This is a genomic window from Pseudoalteromonas apostichopi, assembly GCF_030297135.1.
In the GTDB taxonomy this organism is placed as follows: Bacteria; Pseudomonadota; Gammaproteobacteria; order Enterobacterales; family Alteromonadaceae; genus Pseudoalteromonas; species Pseudoalteromonas apostichopi.
In genome coordinates, this window is sequence record NZ_AP028066.1 from 37,636 (window position 1) to 56,810 (window position 19,175).

Sequence of the window (19,175 nt, forward strand, 5' to 3'; positions counted from 1 at the left end):
GTCGCAAATTATACAGAAAAAAAATGACTTTAGTTAGTTATAACTTAACTAAAGTGCCTTTTAATGCCACACCAGCGATAAATGTACCCGCACCACATTGATATTCGGTTTGGCTAACAAACTCACGTTTCTTGTAGTACGACTGAATATTTACAACCGCATTCATGCCTTCACGTACAGCACGCTCTTGTAATGCTTTTAAAGCACTAAGCATTACCCACTCACAGGCTTCACGGTCCGTTTTATTAAACGCGTTGGTTTTCTTATTGGTGATAACTTCACCATACTTAGTTTTAATGGTGTTATGACTTTGATCAGCAAAGTAAAGTGGAATATCTAACAGTGCTTGTTTCGCTTTACTGGTTGCAAGTAATGCTTGTATAGGTAGGGTTTGTATATCATCACGTGCAAAACTTTTTACTGAAAACAAACAAGCAACTAAAACACATGTAAGGATAAATAATTTCATTTAAAAATTCCTTCTATAAAATTTCCAAGCAACCCCAAAACCGACCGAAACATTATAATCTTGCTTCACTAGCGGGCTTGCATCTTGTTGACTGTCAGCAAGGTGATGATATTTAACAAAACCACCTAACCAATACTTTGGTGTGTCAAAATGTACCCCAATTGATACATCAGCACCAGAAAAACCTGAACGGCTTGAGTATGCTTGGCGAGTTTCATTGCTATGTAAGTCACTCACCCCATAGTAGTAATCAAGGTATTTATCGGTAGCAAAGTTGATATTGCCACGAAACGCTAATGAAAATTGTGAATCCGCCTTTTCGATGATCGGCACTCGATAATACACACTTGGTCCATAACGCCAACCAATATCATCAATACCAGAGAAATCCGTTGCAATGGCTTTGCGTGCAAACAGGCTTAAATACAAGTGCTGTTTAGCGTTTGGTTCACCTATTAGGTAGTAATTAAGTGAAGGCCCTAATTCAAACACCCAATCTAGATCATCCATACCTTCTCGGGCTTTATTGTCTTCACTGTCAACCGCAAGCCCCACATTGGCAGATAAATCTAAATGAAGATTTTCTTGTTGCCACAAAAAACCAGTGAAATTGTTGCGGTCGATGGCCATTTTATCGCTTTGATAACGAAAATAAGGCACAGGCAATAAGTAGTGCTCACTTTCATCCGATCCCAAATAATGTGGGATATCAGCATAAAACAGGCCAGCGCCTAGCTCCATTTTTGCAGCACCTTTTTCTGCACTATCTTCTGCAGCATAAGCATTAAAAGTTAGAACAAATAAAATACTTAAAATGCAGCGGTTGATCATGCTTGCCACTTTTTAAAGATTAACGACGTATTGATGCCACCAAACGCAAAATTATTACTCATGATGTAATCTGTTTGCATTTCACGGCCATTACCCTTGATATAATCTAAATCAGCGCACTCAGCATCGACATCAGTTAAATTGATAGTAGGTGCAAACCAACCATCATTCATCATGTTAATACTTGCCCATGCTTCAATGGCACCACACGCTCCTAAGGTGTGACCTAAATAGCTTTTTAATGAGCTAATTGGTTTCTTCCCAAGGGCATTGAAAGTCGCCAGAGATTCCGCAATATCACCACGGTCCGTTGAAGTACCATGGGCATTTACATAGCCAATCTGACTAGCAGTAAGCTGTGCATCATTCAGTGCCATTTCGATAGCTACTTGCATTGTTTCTGCAGTGGGCTGCGTGACATGTTGACCATCTGAGTTACAACCAAAACCGACTAACTCAGCATAAATAGTCGCTCCACGGGCAACAGCGTGTTCATACTCTTCTAAAATGAGTGTGCCCGCGCCTTCACCAATAACGAGACCGTCACGATTTTGATCAAATGGCCGTGGCGTGCTTTTCGCAGCATCGTTTTTGGTGCTTGTAGCATATAAGGTGTCAAATACCGCGGCTTCAGTGATGCACAACTCTTCTGCACCACCAGCAACCATGGCTTTTTGACGTCCATACTTAATGGCTTCGTAGGCATAACCTATCCCCTGAGAACCTGATGTACACGCAGAGCTTGTGGTGATCACTCGGCCTTTTAAACCAAAAAAGACCCCTACATTCACAGGCGCCGTATGTGCCATCATTTGGATGTAACTAGTTGCCGTTACGCCAGTCATTTCACCAGTTTCCATCATTTTCGCAAAAGCCAATAATGGTGGCGTTGACCCCGTTGACGAACCAAAGGCAATACCTGTTGAACCATCGGTTAGACTTGGGTGTTCGAGCAGACCAGCTTCTTCTAAAGCAAGCTCTGTGGTTCGCGTCGACATCATAGCAACGCGCCCCATTGAGCGAACTTGTTTGCGTTTGTAGTGGCTTGGTTTACTAAAATGAGTAACAGGTGCGGCTAATCGAGTGTTTAATTCTGGCGCAACATCCCAGTCAGTCATGTACTGAACGGCATTTTCACCTTTTTGCAAAGCTGATTTAAATTCGCCCCATGTATCACCTAATGCGGTGATAGCAGACATGCCTGTAACAACAACGCGCTTCATTACACCATACCGCCATTCACAGAAATAACTTGGCGTGTGATATACGCGGCGTCATCTGAACATAAAAATGACACCGTGCCAGCCACTTCATTAACCGAGCCCATACGTTTTAATGGGATCATTTTTAGCATTTCATCAACTGGTAAATCGTCTGTCATTTCGGTTTCGATTAATCCAGGTGCCACACAATTAACGGTAATCTTACGCTTAGCAAGCTCGAGCGAAAGCGCTTTTGTCGCACCAATTATGCCCGCTTTCGCTGCACTGTAGTTTACCTGCCCGCGATTACCAGCAATCCCTGACACTGATGCCATAGTTACTATACGTCCACCTTTACGACCTTGCACCATTGGCATCACCGTTGGATGAACCACGTTGTAAAAACCATCAAGGCCGGTACGGATCACCTTATCCCAGTCATCACCTTGCATTGCTGGAAACGCCATATCATTAGTGATACCAGCATTACAAATCACGCCGTAATAAGCACCATGCTCAGCGATATCTGCTTCAATTTGTTGTTTAGCAAGCTCTCTGTCGCACACATCAAATTGCAATAAGCTTGCGTGGCGACCAAGGACACTAATTTCTTGACAGGTTTGCTCTGCTTCAGCCACACCACTGCGACAATGAACAGCGATATCAAAGCCATCGTTAGCTAATCTAAGAGCGATTGCTTTGCCTATTCCGCGGCTTGAGCCTGTGACTAAAATACGTTTTGTCATTGATTTTCTCTTATAAACTGCATTGGGTCCTGTGGTTGAAACACATTAATTTTAGCTTCTGCTAAGCATGTTTCATCGCTGTGAATTTGACACTCAAATACACTCAACCCTGATTCTTCTTGATATAACTTTGTGACCGATACTTTAAGCGTCTGCTCGTTTTTAAATACCGGGGCATAGGTTTTATATTTGCGCGTACCAATTAAAAAGCCAATTTGAACTTCATCCCCTTTGTCCTTTGCCAGCGCACCAGCGTAGGCCGCGATAGTTTGCGCCATATATTCACAGCCAATATAACTAGCAACTCCATTTAAGCTCTCGTCATAAAACGGGCTGTGTGAACTAATATCAACTTCGCAGCAACCTGACTCTTCGCTGTAATTACTGAGACGATTGAGCAAAATCATTGGTTCGCTATGAGGGACTACTTGCTCAATTTTATAGTGATTCATTTAGATGTCCTAATACTACACTGACATTATTGCCACCAAAGGCAAATGAATTTGATAAACAGTGATTAATTTCTGCTTTTTCTGACTGCGTTATTAAGCCAATTTCAGCTAAAGAGTCATCCTCAGTAACCTGATTCCACACTAAATCATTAAACTCTGGATAAGCTAGGTATAACCAACATAACCCAGCCTCTAAAGCACCGGCGGCTCCTAAAGTATGCCCGGTTAAATGTTTAGAGGAGCTCACCTTGGTATCTTTGCCAAACACTTCACTGATTGCCAAAGATTCCATTGCATCATTTTGCGGCGTTGCAGTGCCATGAGCATTTATGTAGTCGATATCTGATGGCCTTAAATTCGCGTCTTGTAACGCCATTGTCATAGCAGCGATTGCACCAGAACCATCAGCAATCGGAGCTGAAATATGATGGGCATCAGAGCTTTCACCACCACCTAAAAAGGCGATACTTTGTTTTGTATGCTGCTCTTTACTCATAACAAATAACGCTGCGGCTTCACCAATATTAATACCTGCTCTGTCAGCGCTAAATGGCTTACAAATTTCATCACTGATAGAAGATAACGAATCAAAACCATTGATAGTGAGTTGGCATAAACTATCTACGCCACCACAAATCACCACATCGGCTAAATCGGCACTAAGTAAGGCGCGAGCACTAATAAGCGCCTTGGCACTTGAACTACACGCAGTTGAAATACTATAACAGGGCCCGTTTGCAGCGAGCTTTTTGGCAATGTAATTGGCCGGAGCGACGAGCGCTTGGTCGTAATAATCAAATCCCTCTGGCCACTTTCCCTGCGCCGCATGGGATTTTCGGCCTCTTTCACCTTCTTGAATGGCTGCAGTACTAGTACCAATAACCACTGCAATACGGCTGCTCGGAATGTTTATGCTTGCTAATGTGTCTGCAATTTGCGCCAGCGCTAAATCGATTAGCTGATAAAATCGCATTGATGCTGTTAATGGCAACTCATTAACCAAGCCGACAAAGGTTGGACGCAGCTCAAATGCAAGCGACGTCACCTCTGTGAGTGTTTGTTTAGGTTGTAAGCTGATACTTTGCATTGTCTGTTGGTGACCAACCCCCAATGCACTAACAATACCTAAGTCGTTAAGCCAAAATGGCATAATCAATTAACCCTTTGAAATTTAATTTTGTAATTTCGCTGATAGTTTACAAGTTCTGTTGCACCGTCTAAATAGCGAATTTCACTAATTAACTGCTCACCCTGATATAAACGTCGCGTCGTTCCTTGTTCAACTAGGTTCAAGCCATAAAGCTGAGAGTTCAGCACAGTAACAGGCCAGTGCACAAGCATGATATCAGCGAGAATATAACGAGGATCAACAGCGTTGATTGGGAGCATTTTTTCGCTTTTAATTGTCCCAAGTGGCGCTTTCTCTAATTGAAAAATAGGCATACCTTGAGCCGTCATAACAGCCAAGTTGATACCTGTTTCACTATTTAAACTCAGCTGCGCTAGTAACGTATACCGCTCATCACCATGGCGTACTTCAAGCACTTGCTGCCAATTATCAGCAACTAATGACGGAGGTGGATCAAGCAAGTAAATTCCTGCATTTGGCGCTAAATCAACGCCCGTTTTTACAGCAAATTCACTGGCACAACTAGCCACTAATATGCTCAAACTTAAAAGCAAAGAGCGTGTTAATCGCGACATAATTCAACCAAAGTATTTAAGCGTTTGTTGCTTTGTTTTACAAATGGGTTTTGTAAATCCCAGGCATAGCCTGCAAGAATAGCACTGATCATCTCGCGAATTTGTTGGTTTTTCTCACTGTAAAAAATCACGTCTTGAAATGAGCCATCATACCAAGCACTGACGTAGGTTCTAAAGCAATTAACTCCTTGTTGCAAAGGCTCACTGTAATCGTTTTTGAAATCAACTTGCTCACCACGTAAGTAGCTATCAACTAAAGGAGCAACCAATGACGCTGATTTTAACGCAATCGTCACCCCAGATGAAAACACCGGATCTAAAAACTCACCAGCATTACCAAGTAGTGCAAAATGCTCACCATACAAGCTCGACACATTAGCAGAATAGCCTTTGATAGCACGCGCTTCACCTATCGCTTCTCGGTTGGCTAATAACTCACTTAAATAGCTGTCTTGCTCGATAAATTCATTTAAGCCAGCGAGGGGGAGTTTATCTTCAAGCTGCTCTGGTTTACCAACTACACCAATGCTTGCCGTACCATCACTAAATGGAATCAACCAATACCAAATATCTTTATGCTCTGGATGAACATTAATTAAGATTTTTTCACGGTCAAACTGGGGATCGCTAATATTATCTTTAAAATGGCTGAAAAAAGCCCAGCGTACAGGGAAATTTGATGCTGACTCTAAATCAAGTAAGCGAGGTAATACTCTGCCAAAACCACTGGCATCAAGTACAAAACGCCCTTTAATTTGATAGCGTTGCTGGTTTTCATCTGTAACATCAAGTAAAGCGCCATCTTCACAATCGGTGTACGCAAACACGCTATGCTGGTAACGTATTTCAGCCCCCTGCTGCATGGCACCATCGGCTAAGCATTTATCAAAGTCCGCACGTTTTACCTGAAAAGTCGTGCCAGGGCCTTCGCTAAATTTTTCGGTAAAATCGATCGTTGTGTGGTCGCCCCGACGCTGAAACGCAGCACCATTTTTAAACTGAAATCCACGTGATTGTGCCTGTGCTTGCACCGTTTGCTCAAGGCCTGCTTCTTCTAAAAAGCTCATGCACTGGGGTAATAAACTTTCACCAATCGAAAAACGAGGAAAGGTTTGCTGCTCTAACACCACCACATGCCAACCTTTTTTCACCAGTAAACTGGCAGCCACGGCTCCTGAAGGGCCAGCACCAATAATAACAACATCGGCCTGTTGAACTTGATTATTCACCTATTATTTTTCCTTATTTTTAGGTAATGCAATACTGAGCGGCGCCAGGATATAGATACAAACTAGCCCCACTAATACCGTTAATCCGAAACTGAAAATGGCCGGCGTTTTCGAAACGGCCAACATGCCAAATACCCACATCGATGAAGCCGCTGATAAACTAATTGCAAGCACATTGCTAGGACTTAAATTATTAACTTGATAAAACACCAAATAATCAATTGCCAAGGCTAATATCAATAAACAGCCTAACAGATTAAAAATCGATAGCTGAGATTGCAGCGCACTGCAGAGCAGCAGTACTGCAGAAGTTGTTAGTATAAGCACTAAAATTTGCTTACATGCTGTTTTAAAACCAAATTTAACGCTAAAAAGTAATAACGCAAAGATCATCGCAATGGCCAGTGTCACCAGTAACGAATTTGAGTAATGGCTTAAACCTTCGCTTATCATCGCAACTTTATCGTAAACAATTAAGTCTGTAGAAGCGTTGGCCAAATCCTTAAGCTCGGATTTATTTACACCGGTTACCATAAACCAGCTTGCGGTTAGTATATTGTTTGAGATCACTTGGTTAGCGATTAACGGCGCTAATGGTGAATTAAGTGCCGCGTTTAAATCAAGCATTGATGTTGAGAGCTCAACAGGCGTCCCTGTCATTTGGCTAACCACACTCATGGCTTGCTGGGCCGAATGGAATTGCTCGTAGTTTTGTTTTTGCAATTGCTTACTAGGCACTAAGTCACTAAGCATCAATACGTTACCATTGAGCCCAGTTATTTTTGTCTTGAGTGTTTCTTGTTTTTCTAGTAATTGCTGCGCATTATCGGCAAATAAAATCATGATTTGGCCATTATCTTTTCCTAATAAAGACATATGCAACGCTTCGTTTTGCATTAAATCAGCAGGACTTGCATTTAACAGCTTTACATCATCATTAATCACAGGGGGTTTTAGTAAGGCAAAGGCACTCAGTAGCACTAACATCAGCATGCTGAGTGCAACGCGATAATGCGTTAATCGTTTTAAATAACCACTTAACATGTTTGCTAATCGATGAGCAGCAGCGTTAATGGTTAAACCAGCTTGCCAATAGGGAAATAAGATACGGGTGCAAAGCCAAGCTGTAACTAGCCCTGCAACAACAAATACGCCTACTTGACTGAGTAACTGTACTGGCGAGAAAAACAAACTCGCGTAACCGAGTATAGTGGTTAGTAACGACAGCAACAGCGCCAGTTTGAGCCCTTGGCTAAAACCTTGCGGCTGCTCGGTTAAATCAAGCATGCCATGAAATGCATAATCAATGGCAATACCAATCAGCGTCACTGCAAACACCATGGTTAATACATGCACCTGACTAAAAATACTGATCAGCGCAATGGTGCCGCCAATAGCGGCGCTTATCACGGTTACAGAGGCCAGCCACAATGCATTTATCGAGCGAAACACCCACACCACCATCACAATAAGCGCCAGCAAGCTCACCGAACCAAACAAGGTCATTTCAAATTTGGCTTGCTGCGCATTTGCTGCGGTATGAAATAAAGCACCGGCATAGCGAATTTGTGTATCGGGATAGCGGCTTTCAAGCTCAGCGATATAGGTAACTATCTCATTGCTCAAAGCTATTGATTGATTTATTGAAAAGGCATTGTCAGCACTTTGCACGAATAACATTAAATACTCATCACCTTGATAGTTAATGTTAATTCGGCCATCTTGCAGCTCAAATTGCTGCATGTGCGCCATTGCCTCGGATAAGAACCCCGCTGTAGCAAGCGTAGGGTCTTGGTTGATAGTACTTGAAACAAAAGGATCAGCGACTTTACTCAACTGATTAAAGTAATACTGTTGAAAGCGATTAGCATCGCCAATCGCTTGCTTATATTCCTCGGAAACTAAATGCCCTGCGTACTGACCGTAAAATGCTGCCAACTGGGATATTTCTGGTAACTTAAAACGAGGCTCAATACGTTTGCTAGAAAGCCACTGTTCTAAATCATCATAAGCTTTTACTGCATTCTCACCCCGAAAAGAAAAGCTTAACTGCTGTTTATTAGCTGAAAAAAAGTGTTCTTCGACTTGCTGTAAACGCGGTTCTGACTTTGGCAACAAAGCCAAAATATCATTATTCAACGTAGGCTGTTTTAGAATAAAAACAACCACTAAGGCGCTAACTAATAGGCTCAGCCAAGCGAGCGTTAGGCCCCATGCTTTCACTGTTTTTGCTCATTGTGAGGATAAGCAAAGCGTAATACAGTAAAGTTACCATTTGCTTCTTGAAGACGCACACGGCTCACTTGCTCTGCTGCTACACATAATTCGAACTGACTAAATAGCTGCTTTAGCAGGTCATCTTTAGGTAATAAAGTCTGACAAGCGGGCTCTGCATGGTCTGTCATCGTAAATTGCTCAGCAAGCGCCACTTCATCATGCTTTAAAATTGCTTGCAGTAAATTAACGTAAGGCTCAGCGCCTTTTTGTAGCTGCGGCTCATCTTGAGCGTTAAGTGTATATACTTGCCCTTGCTTAATTAATAGCGTGCTTTTAACCGGAGACTCAACCTGCCAAGTGAGGCCATCTTCAGCAAGTTCAAACGAACCTGTTGATATAAAAGGTTTACTAAATCCTTTAAAATGCTTCTCTTGGCTAAATGTGCCTTGCTCTGTCACTGCGCTTGATGCAAACACAGGAAAAAAAACTAGCACACTCAGTAACAACACGCTTAATCGCATTAAATCACCTTTTGAAGTTTTTCATGTAAAACAGGCGGCGAAACAAACTGCATTTCTTTTTTCTCTATATCAACCGCAACTTGGATAGTCGTTGCTTTGGTTAACTTTTTACCTGTAGCGCAATCAGTGATTACGTAATCGATACGTAATCGTGTTTCATATTCTTTTAAGTACGCATCAACGCGGATTTTTTGTGTGAACAATGCTGAGCCGACGTACTTAATATGCATGTCAATAATCGGCCACGCATAGCCAGATTCTTGCATTTGCACATAGTCATAATCAAACAAACGCAGTAACTCGCAGCGCGCGACTTCTAAATAGCGCGGGTAATTACCATGCCATACCACATTCATTGGATCGCAATCATGAAAAGGAATTTCAATCTCAACATGAGTGCTCAGCAAAGAGCCACGACTATGCATATAAACTCCAACGTTTTGTTTGAATAGCGTCAACCGTAAAGCGAAGAACAGCTTCTAGTGGACGGTCTTCATCAAGCAGCGGGAAAAACTCGCTAATGTCTTGATACATACTTTGTACATCACTGGTTAAACTGGCAAATTCAAGCTCACCGCTATTAATACGTAAACGCAAACCTTGAATACTCGCAAGCAGGGTACTTGCAACCACTTGCTCAGTAAGCTGCAATATACGCAAACAATCTCGCGCTGCTATGGTTCCCATACTCACTTTATCTTGGTTGTGACACTCGGTTGAACGAGAAAACACACTTGCAGGCATGGTCAGTTTTAATGCTTCAGCCGTGTATGCACTGGCACCAATTTGTACCGCTTTAAACCCATGGTTAATGTAACGACGCTCATCATTACTTGCCGATAGATTAGAGGGTAACCCATTGTTATAGCGTGTATCCACTAAGGATGCTATTTGTCTGTCAGCTAAGTCAGCTAAATTAGCAACAGCGGTTTTCATGCTATCCATTACCATTGCAATATGACCACCATAGAAGTGACCACCATGCAGTACGTGTTCACCTTCACCATCAATGATTGGATTATCATTTGCTGAATTTAGTTCATTTTCAATCATTTGCCTAAACCACGGCAAACTATCTTGAAGCACACCAATAACATGTGGAGCACAGCGAATTGAATACCTATCTTGCAAGCGGTCAGCGTTACGTGGGTGCTCTACATGGTTTAAGTCTCCACGGATCCATGCAGCTACTTGCTGCTGCCCTGGATGTGGCTTCACCGAAAACAAAATATCATCAAAGTGATGACTGTTACCTTTTAATGCAAGACTTGCAAGGGCTGTTATGCGGCTGGTCAGTTTAGCTAAGTAATCTGCTCTATCATAAGCAAGACATGCCAATGCAGTCATTACGGCAGTCCCATTCATGACTGCCAACCCTTCTTTTGGGCGTAGCTTTAATGGCTTTAAGCCAAGCTCCTGCATCACCTCTAAACTGTTTTTAATTTCGCCTTTGTAATACACATCGCGCTCACCAACCATGGCACCGGCTACATACGAAAGCGGAGTTAAATCACCACTGGCTCCCACAGACCCTTCTTGTGGGATCACCGGTACAATATTGTGATTTAAAAAGTCACGTAATAAATTCAACATCTCCCAGCTAACGCCAGAATACCCTTGCGAAAGCGAGGTTAAACGGGTCGCTAAAATAGCGCGCCCTTGGGCTTGATTAAACACATCGCCAAGACCACAACCATGAAATCGAGTAAGATGCAGTGGTAACTCATTGACTAAATCAAGTGGCACTTTTACGGTTACCGAGTCACCATAACCTGTGGTAACACCATATATCACCCCATCATCTTCAAGCAACTTATCTAAAAACGCTACGGCGCTGTCTATTTTATTCGCAAATTGACGGTCTGACGTTAACGCTACAGCACCTTGCTCTAATGCAATATGAACGATATCTTCGATTGATAAACGCTGTTGGCCAAAAACGGTAGTCGAGTGCTCTGACACCTTAGTTCTCCTTGTTTTGACTACGAGACACTTGCTCGTCATTTTGCCAAAAATCATAAAAATTAAACCATTGATACGGATAGGCCGCAGCATAAAAACTGAGCCTTTGCGCATAATCGCTAACAATTTGTTGTAATGTTTGTTGCCTCGTTTTACGCGGTAAAACGAGTTTGTCGGCGTATTTTTCAAAAATCACGCGGTAAAATGTTTCGCCATTGGGCTTTTTATCTTTTAAACAAAACAGGTGAAACACCGGGCAATCTAACAGCGCAGCTAAAATAAATGGCCCTTGTGAAAAAGGGGCTGGCTTACCTAAAAAGTCAGCTTCGATAACTCTTCCTGCAGTGGTGGTACTGGTTCTATCACCGACAATCACCACAATTTCACCCTGCTCGACTTTTTCTTTGAGCATAATTGCCATATCTGGGCCAAGATCGGTTACTTGAATTAGGTTTACTGCAACATCCGGATTAATACTTTTCAGTAATTTATTAAATTCGACCGCATGATGAGTAAACACCAATACATTGATTTTTTTACTGTTTCGGTGTTGGCTAAGAGCTCTACATACCTCTAAGTTACCAAGGTGTGAGCCAATAAAAATAGCCCCTTGCTGTTGCTCATCAAGTTGTTTAAACAGCGCTTCGTTGGTGTAAAGAATATTATGTTGCTGAATTCGTCCAAGCCATGCATCTATTTTGTCAAAGGCGCTGTCAGCGAAGCAGCGAAAATGACGAAAGCTATCGCGCCAAGTAACTGTTTTACTATTGCCATTCACTTTACGCGCTTGGGTTAAGAATGCATGTGACGCTTGGCGGGCAGTTTTGCCAGTTAAAAACAAATAAAACACCACCGGAAACAACACCAACCACAAGCCTTTTCGACCAAATACGCGATAACACACGAGCAATATTTGCATGCCTAAGCGATTGCCACGTTCTTGCATTTTTGACCAATGTCTTACAGCCATTAGCCAGCCACCTTACGCCAAAGCAGCTTAGGTGAGCGTAGCAACATGCCAAAGAATAAACGCGTATGCAGCCAAGAAATTCCCACGTTATCGTGTAAGGCTCGAAAATGTGATACACCATTTTCAGGGTAAATAACCTGGGTTGGCAAAAACGTGACTTTTACACCTTGCCAATAAAGCCTGACCAAAATCTCTATGTCAAAGTCCATGCGCTTGCCAAGCGGTTGCTTTGTCATTAATTGCTCAACAGCTGCTAATGGATAAACCCGAAAACCACACATTGAATCGACAATATCAAAGCTTAGGGTTTCCACCCAAACCCAAAAATGGGTGATATAACGGCTCAAATAACGGTGCTTAGGCACTGAGCTGTCATAAATTGGACAACCGCTGATCACTTTTTTCGGTGATTCATTACTCAGTTCAATCAACTTACTAATATCTGCTAACGAGTGCTGACCGTCTGCATCAACCTGAATAGCATGGCTAAACCCTTGCTGATAAGCAGCCGTCAACCCAGTTTGAACTGCCCCACCCTTACCTTGATTTTGAGCATGGCTTATCAAGGTTAAAAAATCGTACTTAGCGTTAAGCTCTGCAAATACTTGCTTGGCATCAGCGTCACTGCCATCATCAACCATGATTATCGGCAGCTGTAATTCTTTTAGCTCATCGAGTACTGCAGCAATAGCATGGGTGTGATTGTAATTAGGAATAACAATACAAAACTGGTTCATGGCTTAATCACAAAATACAATTCGACCAGACGCATGCTGGCCTTTTTCTGATTGATAGCTAAACAAACATTTGCCTTTTGCATTGCGCTCAAGGGTGAGGTTTACCGTCATATCAGGGGTTGTTACTACCTGAAACTTTAACACTTCTAAATCTTGTACTAGTTTGCCAAAACCCAAATATTGCTGAGCATATTTTACTGCCCAATCCAGCTGTACTACGCCTGCTAAAATTGGTGCATCTGGAAAGTGGCCGCGAAAATAATCTAAATCAGCCGCAATGGTTAACGCTAAACTCACGCTAGTTTCTGTTTGTGATAAAACGGCCACCTCTGGGGTCACGTTATTCAGGCTTGGCAAAATACTGCTCCAATGTTTTTAAACTTAATTTAGCTTGGCTGTTAAAAGGAAGTGCATCGATATAGCGCCATTTACGTGGTAAGCAAATACGTTCAAAGCGATTCGAAAGGTGCGCTTGTAAAGCCCGGTTAATTACCAATTTACCCTGCTGTTCAAGCTCTTTATTTGCCTCATCACTGAGCACAACCACCGCACCAATTTGCACCCGCTTAGCTGGAATAACCACCACTTTTGCTTCTTTTACCCAGTCATGGCTTTGCAAATAACTCTCAAGCTCATCTAGATTCAAACGTTTTTCTTCAATTTTTATCGTTCTGTCTATACGGCCCAACAGTTTGAATTGACCATTTTTATGAACGAGTGCCCTATCATCTAACGGAAAATTCGATTGCTCTAAAATCGCAGAATCGAGCATCAAGCGCCCTTCATGATTCAGCGATAAAAAATTACCATTAAACGGCTGCCATGGTACATCGACCGCTGCCTGTGTAACTTGTCGATAAGCAATACCGCCAGTCTCTGTACTACCAAAGACTTGTGTTGCTGGGCGAGCTAACTGGTTAAATAAAGTTTCGGCATGTTCATTATTGAGTGGTCCGCCAGAGGAAAATAACCACTTAATTTTGTCGCGCTCAGGTATTAAAACATTATCAGCGCATAAACGGCCGAGTTGCGCAGGGCTTGAAACGAGCGCTGCATAACGAATATTTTCTAGCCTTTGCGCAATATGTTCAGGATACTGAATTTGTTCACTATCAATTATATGGCCTTTCGCCAACGGCCAAAGTAAACGAAACAATAAGCCGTAAATATGCTGATGCGAAACGGTTGCTAAAAACGTAAACTGGCTGGGTAAGTCAAATGACATTGAAAGTACTGCAAGCTCTCTATTTAATACCCGCCACGGTTTCACAATCGGTTTAGATTGTCCTGATGAGCCTGACGTATAAAATATAACAGCAGTGTTTGTTGGCCATTGTAAACGGTTAGTTTGCAAAGGCGTGTGACCAAGGCTGTGTTCAAGGTTGGTAAATAGCACATCGTCATCTATATTGGTCGCATCGCCGGCAAAAAAAGCAGACTGCGCAAGCAATAAACTTAATGTTTCATGCTGACCATTAGGTGGCAAAATAACATTATGACCACTACAGGCTAAAGCAAATAAGCGCACTGCAAATTGGTAGGTATCAGGATGGAATAACACTACATGGCTGCCAGTTTTCAGCGCTGTGAGCTTACTTTGATAAGCCGCAATATCAGCAAAAAACTGTGTTTGTGTTATTGGCTGCCCAGCAACAACAAATGCAGCGTCGGGGTGAAATTTCAGGTTACTCGCTACCATTACTTTTAACCTTTTGTCTTACAAGCCATTCCACAAGGCCTAAGAGAGCTATCAGAATATAGGCTATTAATCCGTTGTACAGAGTCCATGTCTGTAACGAAGTAAATAGGCTAGTGTATAACGCAATACTGCCATTAATAATAAAAAACGCGCACCATACTTTAGTAACTTGGCGCGTGTAATTAACCCCTTTTTCATCAAGCTCAGGCTCTTTAATTCGAGCAAAGCTTTCGATGATTGTTGGGCCACTTTTCAGCGAATAAGCAAAGGTTATTGCCATTACTGTATTTATAATGACCGGGTAAAGTTTTAAGCCCAGATCACTGTTAAAAAACTGCGTTGTTGCTAAAGCGATAACAGCCAAAATAGAGGCGGGCTTTATCCATGGCATAGATGTGAGCAGCTTTTTGCTAAGCAAAAGCCTTAAGCCTAACAATACCATCAGTACCAAGCTCACTTGCCTTATTGAGATATGCTGTAATCCAAAATACACAATAAATGGGTATAAAGATAAGCACACTAAGAGCAGTGTTGTGGTTATCGCTTTGAGCATAATAATGTTTATGAAACGAGCTTTTCTACTTCGTTTACAACATCTTGCACAGTACGCACTTGTTTAAATGCATCTGGCTCGATTTTCTTGCCAGTGATTTCGCGTAGTTTTACAACTAAGTCCACAGCATCAATGCTATCAAGATCTAAGTCTTGATACAGGTGCGCATCTAGGCTGATATCATCAGCGTCGATCTCAAATTCATCTACTAAAATGCCCTGTAAAACGTTGTAAATGTCAGCAGCGGTTTTCATGCTTATTCCTACTTCTATGTCTGTGTTATGATTGGTTTTGGTTAATAAACTCTGCCAGTGCATCTACCGATGCAAAATGGGCTTTTGTTTGTTCTGAGTTTGCGTCAATTTTAACGTTAAACTCTTTTTTAATGGCTAAGCCAAGCTCAAGCGCATCGATACTATCTAGGCCTAAACCATCAACAAACAAAGGTTGGTCATTTTCAATATCATCCACGGTAATATCTTCAAGATCTAAGCTGCTAATGATTAATTGTTTTATTTTGTTCTTTAGTTCAGTCATAGGTGCCTGAGTTCCTCTGAAAAGTAATGTTGCAAATCACGGGTTAATTGTCGTGCTTGCATGGCGGGTTGTTCATTATTAAAAGTGTCGTTAAACGTAAATGGGTCAGTGGCAAAGCGCATCTCAAAATGCGCTTTTGTTGCGGCAACGCAATACCATGGTGTGCCTTTGGTCAAAGTGCTGGGTTTCATACTAATCAGCACTGAGGTAATTGGAGCTTTACAACGCGCAGCAATATTCGCAGCGCCACGCTTAAATTTTAACTGTTCACCTGGGGTTGTGCGGGTGCCTTCAGGAAAGATAATCAGGTTATTTCCAGCAGCGAGTGATGCTTCACAATCATTAAGTAACTCTTGCGGGTCTTCATTACTAATATAACCTGTGCCTTTAATTACACCGCGCATAAATGGATTTTTAAATAGGTGTGCTTTGACCACGCAGTCAGCATTTTTAATCACAGATATCAGCACCACAACATCAATTAATGAAGGGTGATTGGCAAGCACTAACTGCCCTTTAAGATCATGAAATTTCTGTTTATCTTGCACAGAAAAATGGATTGCACCGGTGTAATGCATTAAGGCAACAAAGAATTTAAAACTATAGTGAACCGTTAAGCGGGCTTTTTGCTTACGTTTCGCTTGGCAAGGTTCAAATAAACGTTGTAAAGGCAAAACCAACAAGGTGAGTACAATACCGCCAAAACCAAATACAGAAAAACAAAACCCGGTTGCCAGTACCCGCCAAATTTTATTCAACTTAATGTAAACGTTAGTCGCCATGGTACTGTAGCATCCAAGCTGATTGTTGATGTGAAAGCAGCGATTGTGATCCTTTGCTTGTTAAAGCAGCTGCTAATTGCAAACTCAGTGGTAAACACGAGTCACTTTGAGTATGTTCTGATTCAGGAAGTTTTGTTAATTCAAAATATGGCTTGCCGGTCTGCGCTGTTGATAATACGAACGATACACTATGAGCAATTTGTTGCTCGTCGCTAAATGCTAAGTACTCATCTGGTAATACACTTTCGGCATGAGCAATCAAAATCTGCTGTTCAATACCACTATGAACACGCGCAAAACCATCTATCATGGCAGAAATAATGCTGTCTTGGTCACCAGCAATAGCATTCATCGGGGCTTTATTTTTTGCAATAATCGAAAATAATCCGGTTGCAGCATTATGTACACTCAAACCAAATGCAGTCGGAGAAAGCGGCTCTTGTTCGACAAGTGAATGTAACAGTTGCGCTGTTTTTGGTAAGTCGCCATGACGCGATGAAAAATTAACAGCTAGCTGCTGATACTCACCTTGCGCTTGATGCATAGTATGAAGCGCCATTTTCATAAATGGGCTTAAGCGGCGGCGCTGCATAGGTGCAACCCAGCTTAAATCAAGGTCAGGAAAGTTGAGATGGCTTAATTCTGCTATTTGTTGCTCGGGTGCAACCCATAAACTCAATTTATCAACAACAAATTTCACAAATATTATTCTTATAACGCCAAACGATTGCTAATTTTACCTATTAGCTACAAAAAAGTAAAACAATGGTGCTTAATTACAACCGCAATTAAGCACCCATTCATTTTTATCGTAAAATAACGTCTCTTTCGATTAAAAGTTGTGCTTTTTCACCTACTATATCAGCAACATCAAGTTCGTTAATGTAACCTAAACCGATTTCTTGCTGCGCGCTTGTTAGTGGCACATAAGGAAGACGGAACACAGGATTTACCGCGCCTGTCATCATCAATGCCGTATTGATTGCAATTGGATTAGGCTCGCAGAATAACCAGCCCATAAGTGGCTGTAGTTTTGCATTAAGTGCATCATTTTGCTCATCCATTAACTGACGGAATAAGCCTGGAATAATATTAGATGTAACCGAGATAACACCGTGGGCGTTATGAATATGCCTTGCATCATGCGCTTCATCGTCGTTACCTGACCAACAAGCAATGCCTTGCTGTTCATAATGAGCAATACGCTCATTGCCACCGCACTCTTTTACACCAATAAAGTTTTCGTGCTTAGCGAGTGGCTCAATGATATCTGGTGTTAAATCTTGGCCTGTACGACCTGCAACGTTGTAGATAAACGCAGGACCAATATCGAGTAAACGGTTAAAGTGCTCTTTCACACCCGTCAGCGATGTACGCCCGTAATAAGGGTTAATTTGTAACGCTGCATCCATACCCGTGGCAAAACCATATTCAGTTGCTTTAATTGCTTCACGCGTATTGTTGCTACCTGTATTACCCACAATTAATAAACGGTCAGAGAATTTGCTAACACTGTGAGCAATTAGCATTAAGTGTTCTTCCCAATTCATTAATTGGCCTTCACCTGTGGTCCCACCCACAATGATGCCATCAACACCAGCTGTAATTTGCTGTTCAACAAGGTCGTCATAACATGCAAGATCAATTTCACCATTGGTTAAGTAAGGTGTTTTTATAGCGGTGATCAAACTTGCTTGTTTAATTGTTTCTAGGTTGCGCATAACTTTTTTAATGTTTGGAAAATTTGCGCTAGTTGTAACATAAACACGGGCATTTTCCGAGTAGTGAGCTGCAATAAATAAAAATACTTGAGAAAAAATCAAAGTTAAGCCAAAATCGAATACTGTATAAATTAACAGTGTTTATTGTGAGTGTTTGATAATGCAACTTTCTAAATTTTTGGCAACCTACTTTTATACCACCGAAGAGCTATGCCATACCCTCTCAATTGATGAGGAAACGCTATCGGTATGGCAACAAAGTAGTTTATTTCCAAAGCCGAGTTACTGTTTGCAAAGTCAATTAGAATGCAGTTCGTATTCGGGCATTTATCAATGCGAAGAATATCAAGATTATTACCCTCGTGGTGCCGCTAGTTGGGGGCAATTAATTATCAAACATGACATAAGCTCATCCTGCCAAGCATTTAATTATTTTGCTCAGCAATATTCGAATCAACTTAGTAAACTTGCCGAGCAAGGCTTTGCTATTGATGAAGAATTATTTGGTAGTGAAATTGACGAGCACTTACAGCAAGTTTGGCAACAGTTTTTATGCAGCAAATATGGCGTCCTCACACAAAATGGCTTAGTTGAAGAAGCAGTGCAGCTAGATGTCGCTAAATTACTTATTGATGATATTACTGAGCTACGCACTAAAATCGGCTTAACTTTGGAGGAGCGACAAAGCTTACATAAAGCTCTCAAATTAATGAACCGCGCTTTAAGTTATGGTACTGGAAACGAGGGTAAAAATACTCTAAGACATCGTTATATAGATAACGTGGTCACTAAATACGACCTATCAATAAAATAACCCGATTAATTTGCCACTCTAAAATGAAG

The 19,175-nt window shown here is 41.7% G+C and carries 23 protein-coding genes; 1 reads left to right on the forward strand and 22 read right to left on the reverse strand.

Translation table 11 applies throughout. From position 1 onward, the window contains the following. Positions 1-37 precede the first annotated feature (37 nt). The 22 genes from QUE86_RS16300 to dapA all read right to left on the reverse strand — a co-directional run bounded on the left by QUE86_RS16300 (position 38) and on the right by dapA (position 18,332). Positions 38-469: an excinuclease ABC subunit A gene (locus QUE86_RS16300; RefSeq protein ID WP_250662206.1), complete on the reverse strand. Its 432-nt coding sequence runs from the start codon at positions 467-469 to the stop codon at positions 38-40. Further along, positions 470-1,300 carry a MipA/OmpV family protein gene (locus QUE86_RS16305; protein ID WP_130052706.1) on the reverse strand — a complete coding sequence of 277 codons (831 nt, stop codon included), beginning with the start codon at positions 1,298-1,300 and terminating at the stop codon, positions 470-472. It abuts the gene before it with no gap. Then, entirely contained in the window at positions 1,297-2,523 is a 1,227-nt protein-coding gene (locus QUE86_RS16310) for a beta-ketoacyl-ACP synthase (RefSeq protein WP_250662207.1), read from the reverse strand. Before QUE86_RS16310 ends, QUE86_RS16305 begins: the two co-directional genes overlap by 4 nt. Then, the gene (gene fabG / locus QUE86_RS16315; RefSeq protein WP_167657517.1) at positions 2,523-3,248 is read right to left on the reverse strand and encodes a 3-oxoacyl-ACP reductase FabG; all 726 of its coding nucleotides are present in this window, start codon (positions 3,246-3,248) and stop codon (positions 2,523-2,525) included. Before fabG ends, QUE86_RS16310 begins: the two co-directional genes overlap by 1 nt. Further along, the gene (locus tag QUE86_RS16320; protein ID WP_167657516.1) at positions 3,245-3,700 is read right to left on the reverse strand and encodes a hotdog family protein; all 456 of its coding nucleotides are present in this window, start codon (positions 3,698-3,700) and stop codon (positions 3,245-3,247) included. The genes fabG and QUE86_RS16320 overlap by 4 nt, the downstream gene beginning before the upstream one ends. Continuing rightward, entirely contained in the window at positions 3,687-4,850 is a 1,164-nt protein-coding gene (locus tag QUE86_RS16325; protein ID WP_286260649.1) for a beta-ketoacyl-ACP synthase, read from the reverse strand. Before QUE86_RS16325 ends, QUE86_RS16320 begins: the two co-directional genes overlap by 14 nt. Before the next feature lie 2 nt (positions 4,851-4,852). Continuing rightward, positions 4,853-5,404, reverse strand: a complete 552-nt coding sequence (locus tag QUE86_RS16330; protein WP_286260650.1) for a DUF3261 domain-containing protein — start codon at positions 5,402-5,404, stop codon at positions 4,853-4,855. Further along, positions 5,392-6,633 (reverse strand): NAD(P)/FAD-dependent oxidoreductase, encoded by a 1,242-nt coding sequence (locus QUE86_RS16335; RefSeq protein WP_286260651.1) that lies wholly within the window; start codon positions 6,631-6,633, stop codon positions 5,392-5,394. The genes QUE86_RS16330 and QUE86_RS16335 overlap by 13 nt, the downstream gene beginning before the upstream one ends. 3 nt (positions 6,634-6,636) lie before the next feature. After that, positions 6,637-8,856 carry an MMPL family transporter gene (locus QUE86_RS16340; protein WP_286260652.1) on the reverse strand — a complete coding sequence of 740 codons (2,220 nt, stop codon included), beginning with the start codon at positions 8,854-8,856 and terminating at the stop codon, positions 6,637-6,639. Further along, complete coding sequence (locus tag QUE86_RS16345) at positions 8,853-9,371, reverse strand: outer membrane lipoprotein carrier protein LolA (RefSeq protein ID WP_167657512.1); 519 nt, start codon at positions 9,369-9,371, stop codon at positions 8,853-8,855. Before QUE86_RS16345 ends, QUE86_RS16340 begins: the two co-directional genes overlap by 4 nt. Further along, the gene (locus QUE86_RS16350) at positions 9,371-9,796 is read right to left on the reverse strand and encodes an acyl-CoA thioesterase (protein WP_054554548.1); all 426 of its coding nucleotides are present in this window, start codon (positions 9,794-9,796) and stop codon (positions 9,371-9,373) included. The genes QUE86_RS16345 and QUE86_RS16350 overlap by 1 nt, the downstream gene beginning before the upstream one ends. Next, complete coding sequence (locus QUE86_RS16355; protein ID WP_285220952.1) at positions 9,789-11,333, reverse strand: HAL/PAL/TAL family ammonia-lyase; 1,545 nt, start codon at positions 11,331-11,333, stop codon at positions 9,789-9,791. The genes QUE86_RS16350 and QUE86_RS16355 overlap by 8 nt, the downstream gene beginning before the upstream one ends. Before the next feature lies 1 nt (position 11,334). Beyond that, complete coding sequence (locus tag QUE86_RS16360; protein WP_286260653.1) at positions 11,335-12,303, reverse strand: lysophospholipid acyltransferase family protein; 969 nt, start codon at positions 12,301-12,303, stop codon at positions 11,335-11,337. Continuing rightward, a complete protein-coding gene (locus QUE86_RS16365) occupies positions 12,303-13,040 on the reverse strand; it encodes a glycosyltransferase family 2 protein (RefSeq protein ID WP_286260654.1) in 738 nt (245 codons plus the stop codon). The genes QUE86_RS16360 and QUE86_RS16365 overlap by 1 nt, the downstream gene beginning before the upstream one ends. Before the next feature lie 3 nt (positions 13,041-13,043). Further along, the gene (locus tag QUE86_RS16370) at positions 13,044-13,397 is read right to left on the reverse strand and encodes an ApeI family dehydratase (RefSeq protein ID WP_054562418.1); all 354 of its coding nucleotides are present in this window, start codon (positions 13,395-13,397) and stop codon (positions 13,044-13,046) included. Beyond that, positions 13,381-14,739, reverse strand: a complete 1,359-nt coding sequence (locus QUE86_RS16375) for an AMP-binding protein (RefSeq protein ID WP_286260655.1) — start codon at positions 14,737-14,739, stop codon at positions 13,381-13,383. The genes QUE86_RS16370 and QUE86_RS16375 overlap by 17 nt, the downstream gene beginning before the upstream one ends. Next, positions 14,726-15,130, reverse strand: coding sequence for a COG4648 family protein (locus tag QUE86_RS16380; protein WP_286260656.1), 405 nt, complete (start codon positions 15,128-15,130; stop codon positions 14,726-14,728). Before QUE86_RS16380 ends, QUE86_RS16375 begins: the two co-directional genes overlap by 14 nt. Before the next feature lie 170 nt (positions 15,131-15,300). Continuing rightward, positions 15,301-15,546, reverse strand: coding sequence for an acyl carrier protein (locus QUE86_RS16385; protein ID WP_054554554.1), 246 nt, complete (start codon positions 15,544-15,546; stop codon positions 15,301-15,303). Between the two features lie 25 nt (positions 15,547-15,571). Continuing rightward, positions 15,572-15,829 (reverse strand): phosphopantetheine-binding protein, encoded by a 258-nt coding sequence (locus tag QUE86_RS16390; protein ID WP_217877138.1) that lies wholly within the window; start codon positions 15,827-15,829, stop codon positions 15,572-15,574. Next, a complete protein-coding gene (locus QUE86_RS16395) occupies positions 15,826-16,611 on the reverse strand; it encodes a lysophospholipid acyltransferase family protein (RefSeq protein ID WP_175081622.1) in 786 nt (261 codons plus the stop codon). The genes QUE86_RS16390 and QUE86_RS16395 overlap by 4 nt, the downstream gene beginning before the upstream one ends. Further along, positions 16,601-17,311 (reverse strand): beta-ketoacyl synthase chain length factor, encoded by a 711-nt coding sequence (locus QUE86_RS16400; RefSeq protein ID WP_286260657.1) that lies wholly within the window; start codon positions 17,309-17,311, stop codon positions 16,601-16,603. Before QUE86_RS16400 ends, QUE86_RS16395 begins: the two co-directional genes overlap by 11 nt. A 106-nt stretch (positions 17,312-17,417) precedes the next feature. Next, the gene (gene dapA, locus QUE86_RS16405; RefSeq protein ID WP_286260831.1) at positions 17,418-18,332 is read right to left on the reverse strand and encodes a 4-hydroxy-tetrahydrodipicolinate synthase; all 915 of its coding nucleotides are present in this window, start codon (positions 18,330-18,332) and stop codon (positions 17,418-17,420) included. Between the two features lie 160 nt (positions 18,333-18,492). Here dapA and QUE86_RS16410 point away from each other — a divergent pair, with 160 nt between their 5' ends. Then, positions 18,493-19,146 carry a DUF6058 family natural product biosynthesis protein gene (locus tag QUE86_RS16410; RefSeq protein WP_286260658.1) on the forward strand — a complete coding sequence of 218 codons (654 nt, stop codon included), beginning with the start codon at positions 18,493-18,495 and terminating at the stop codon, positions 19,144-19,146. Positions 19,147-19,175 lie beyond the last annotated feature (29 nt).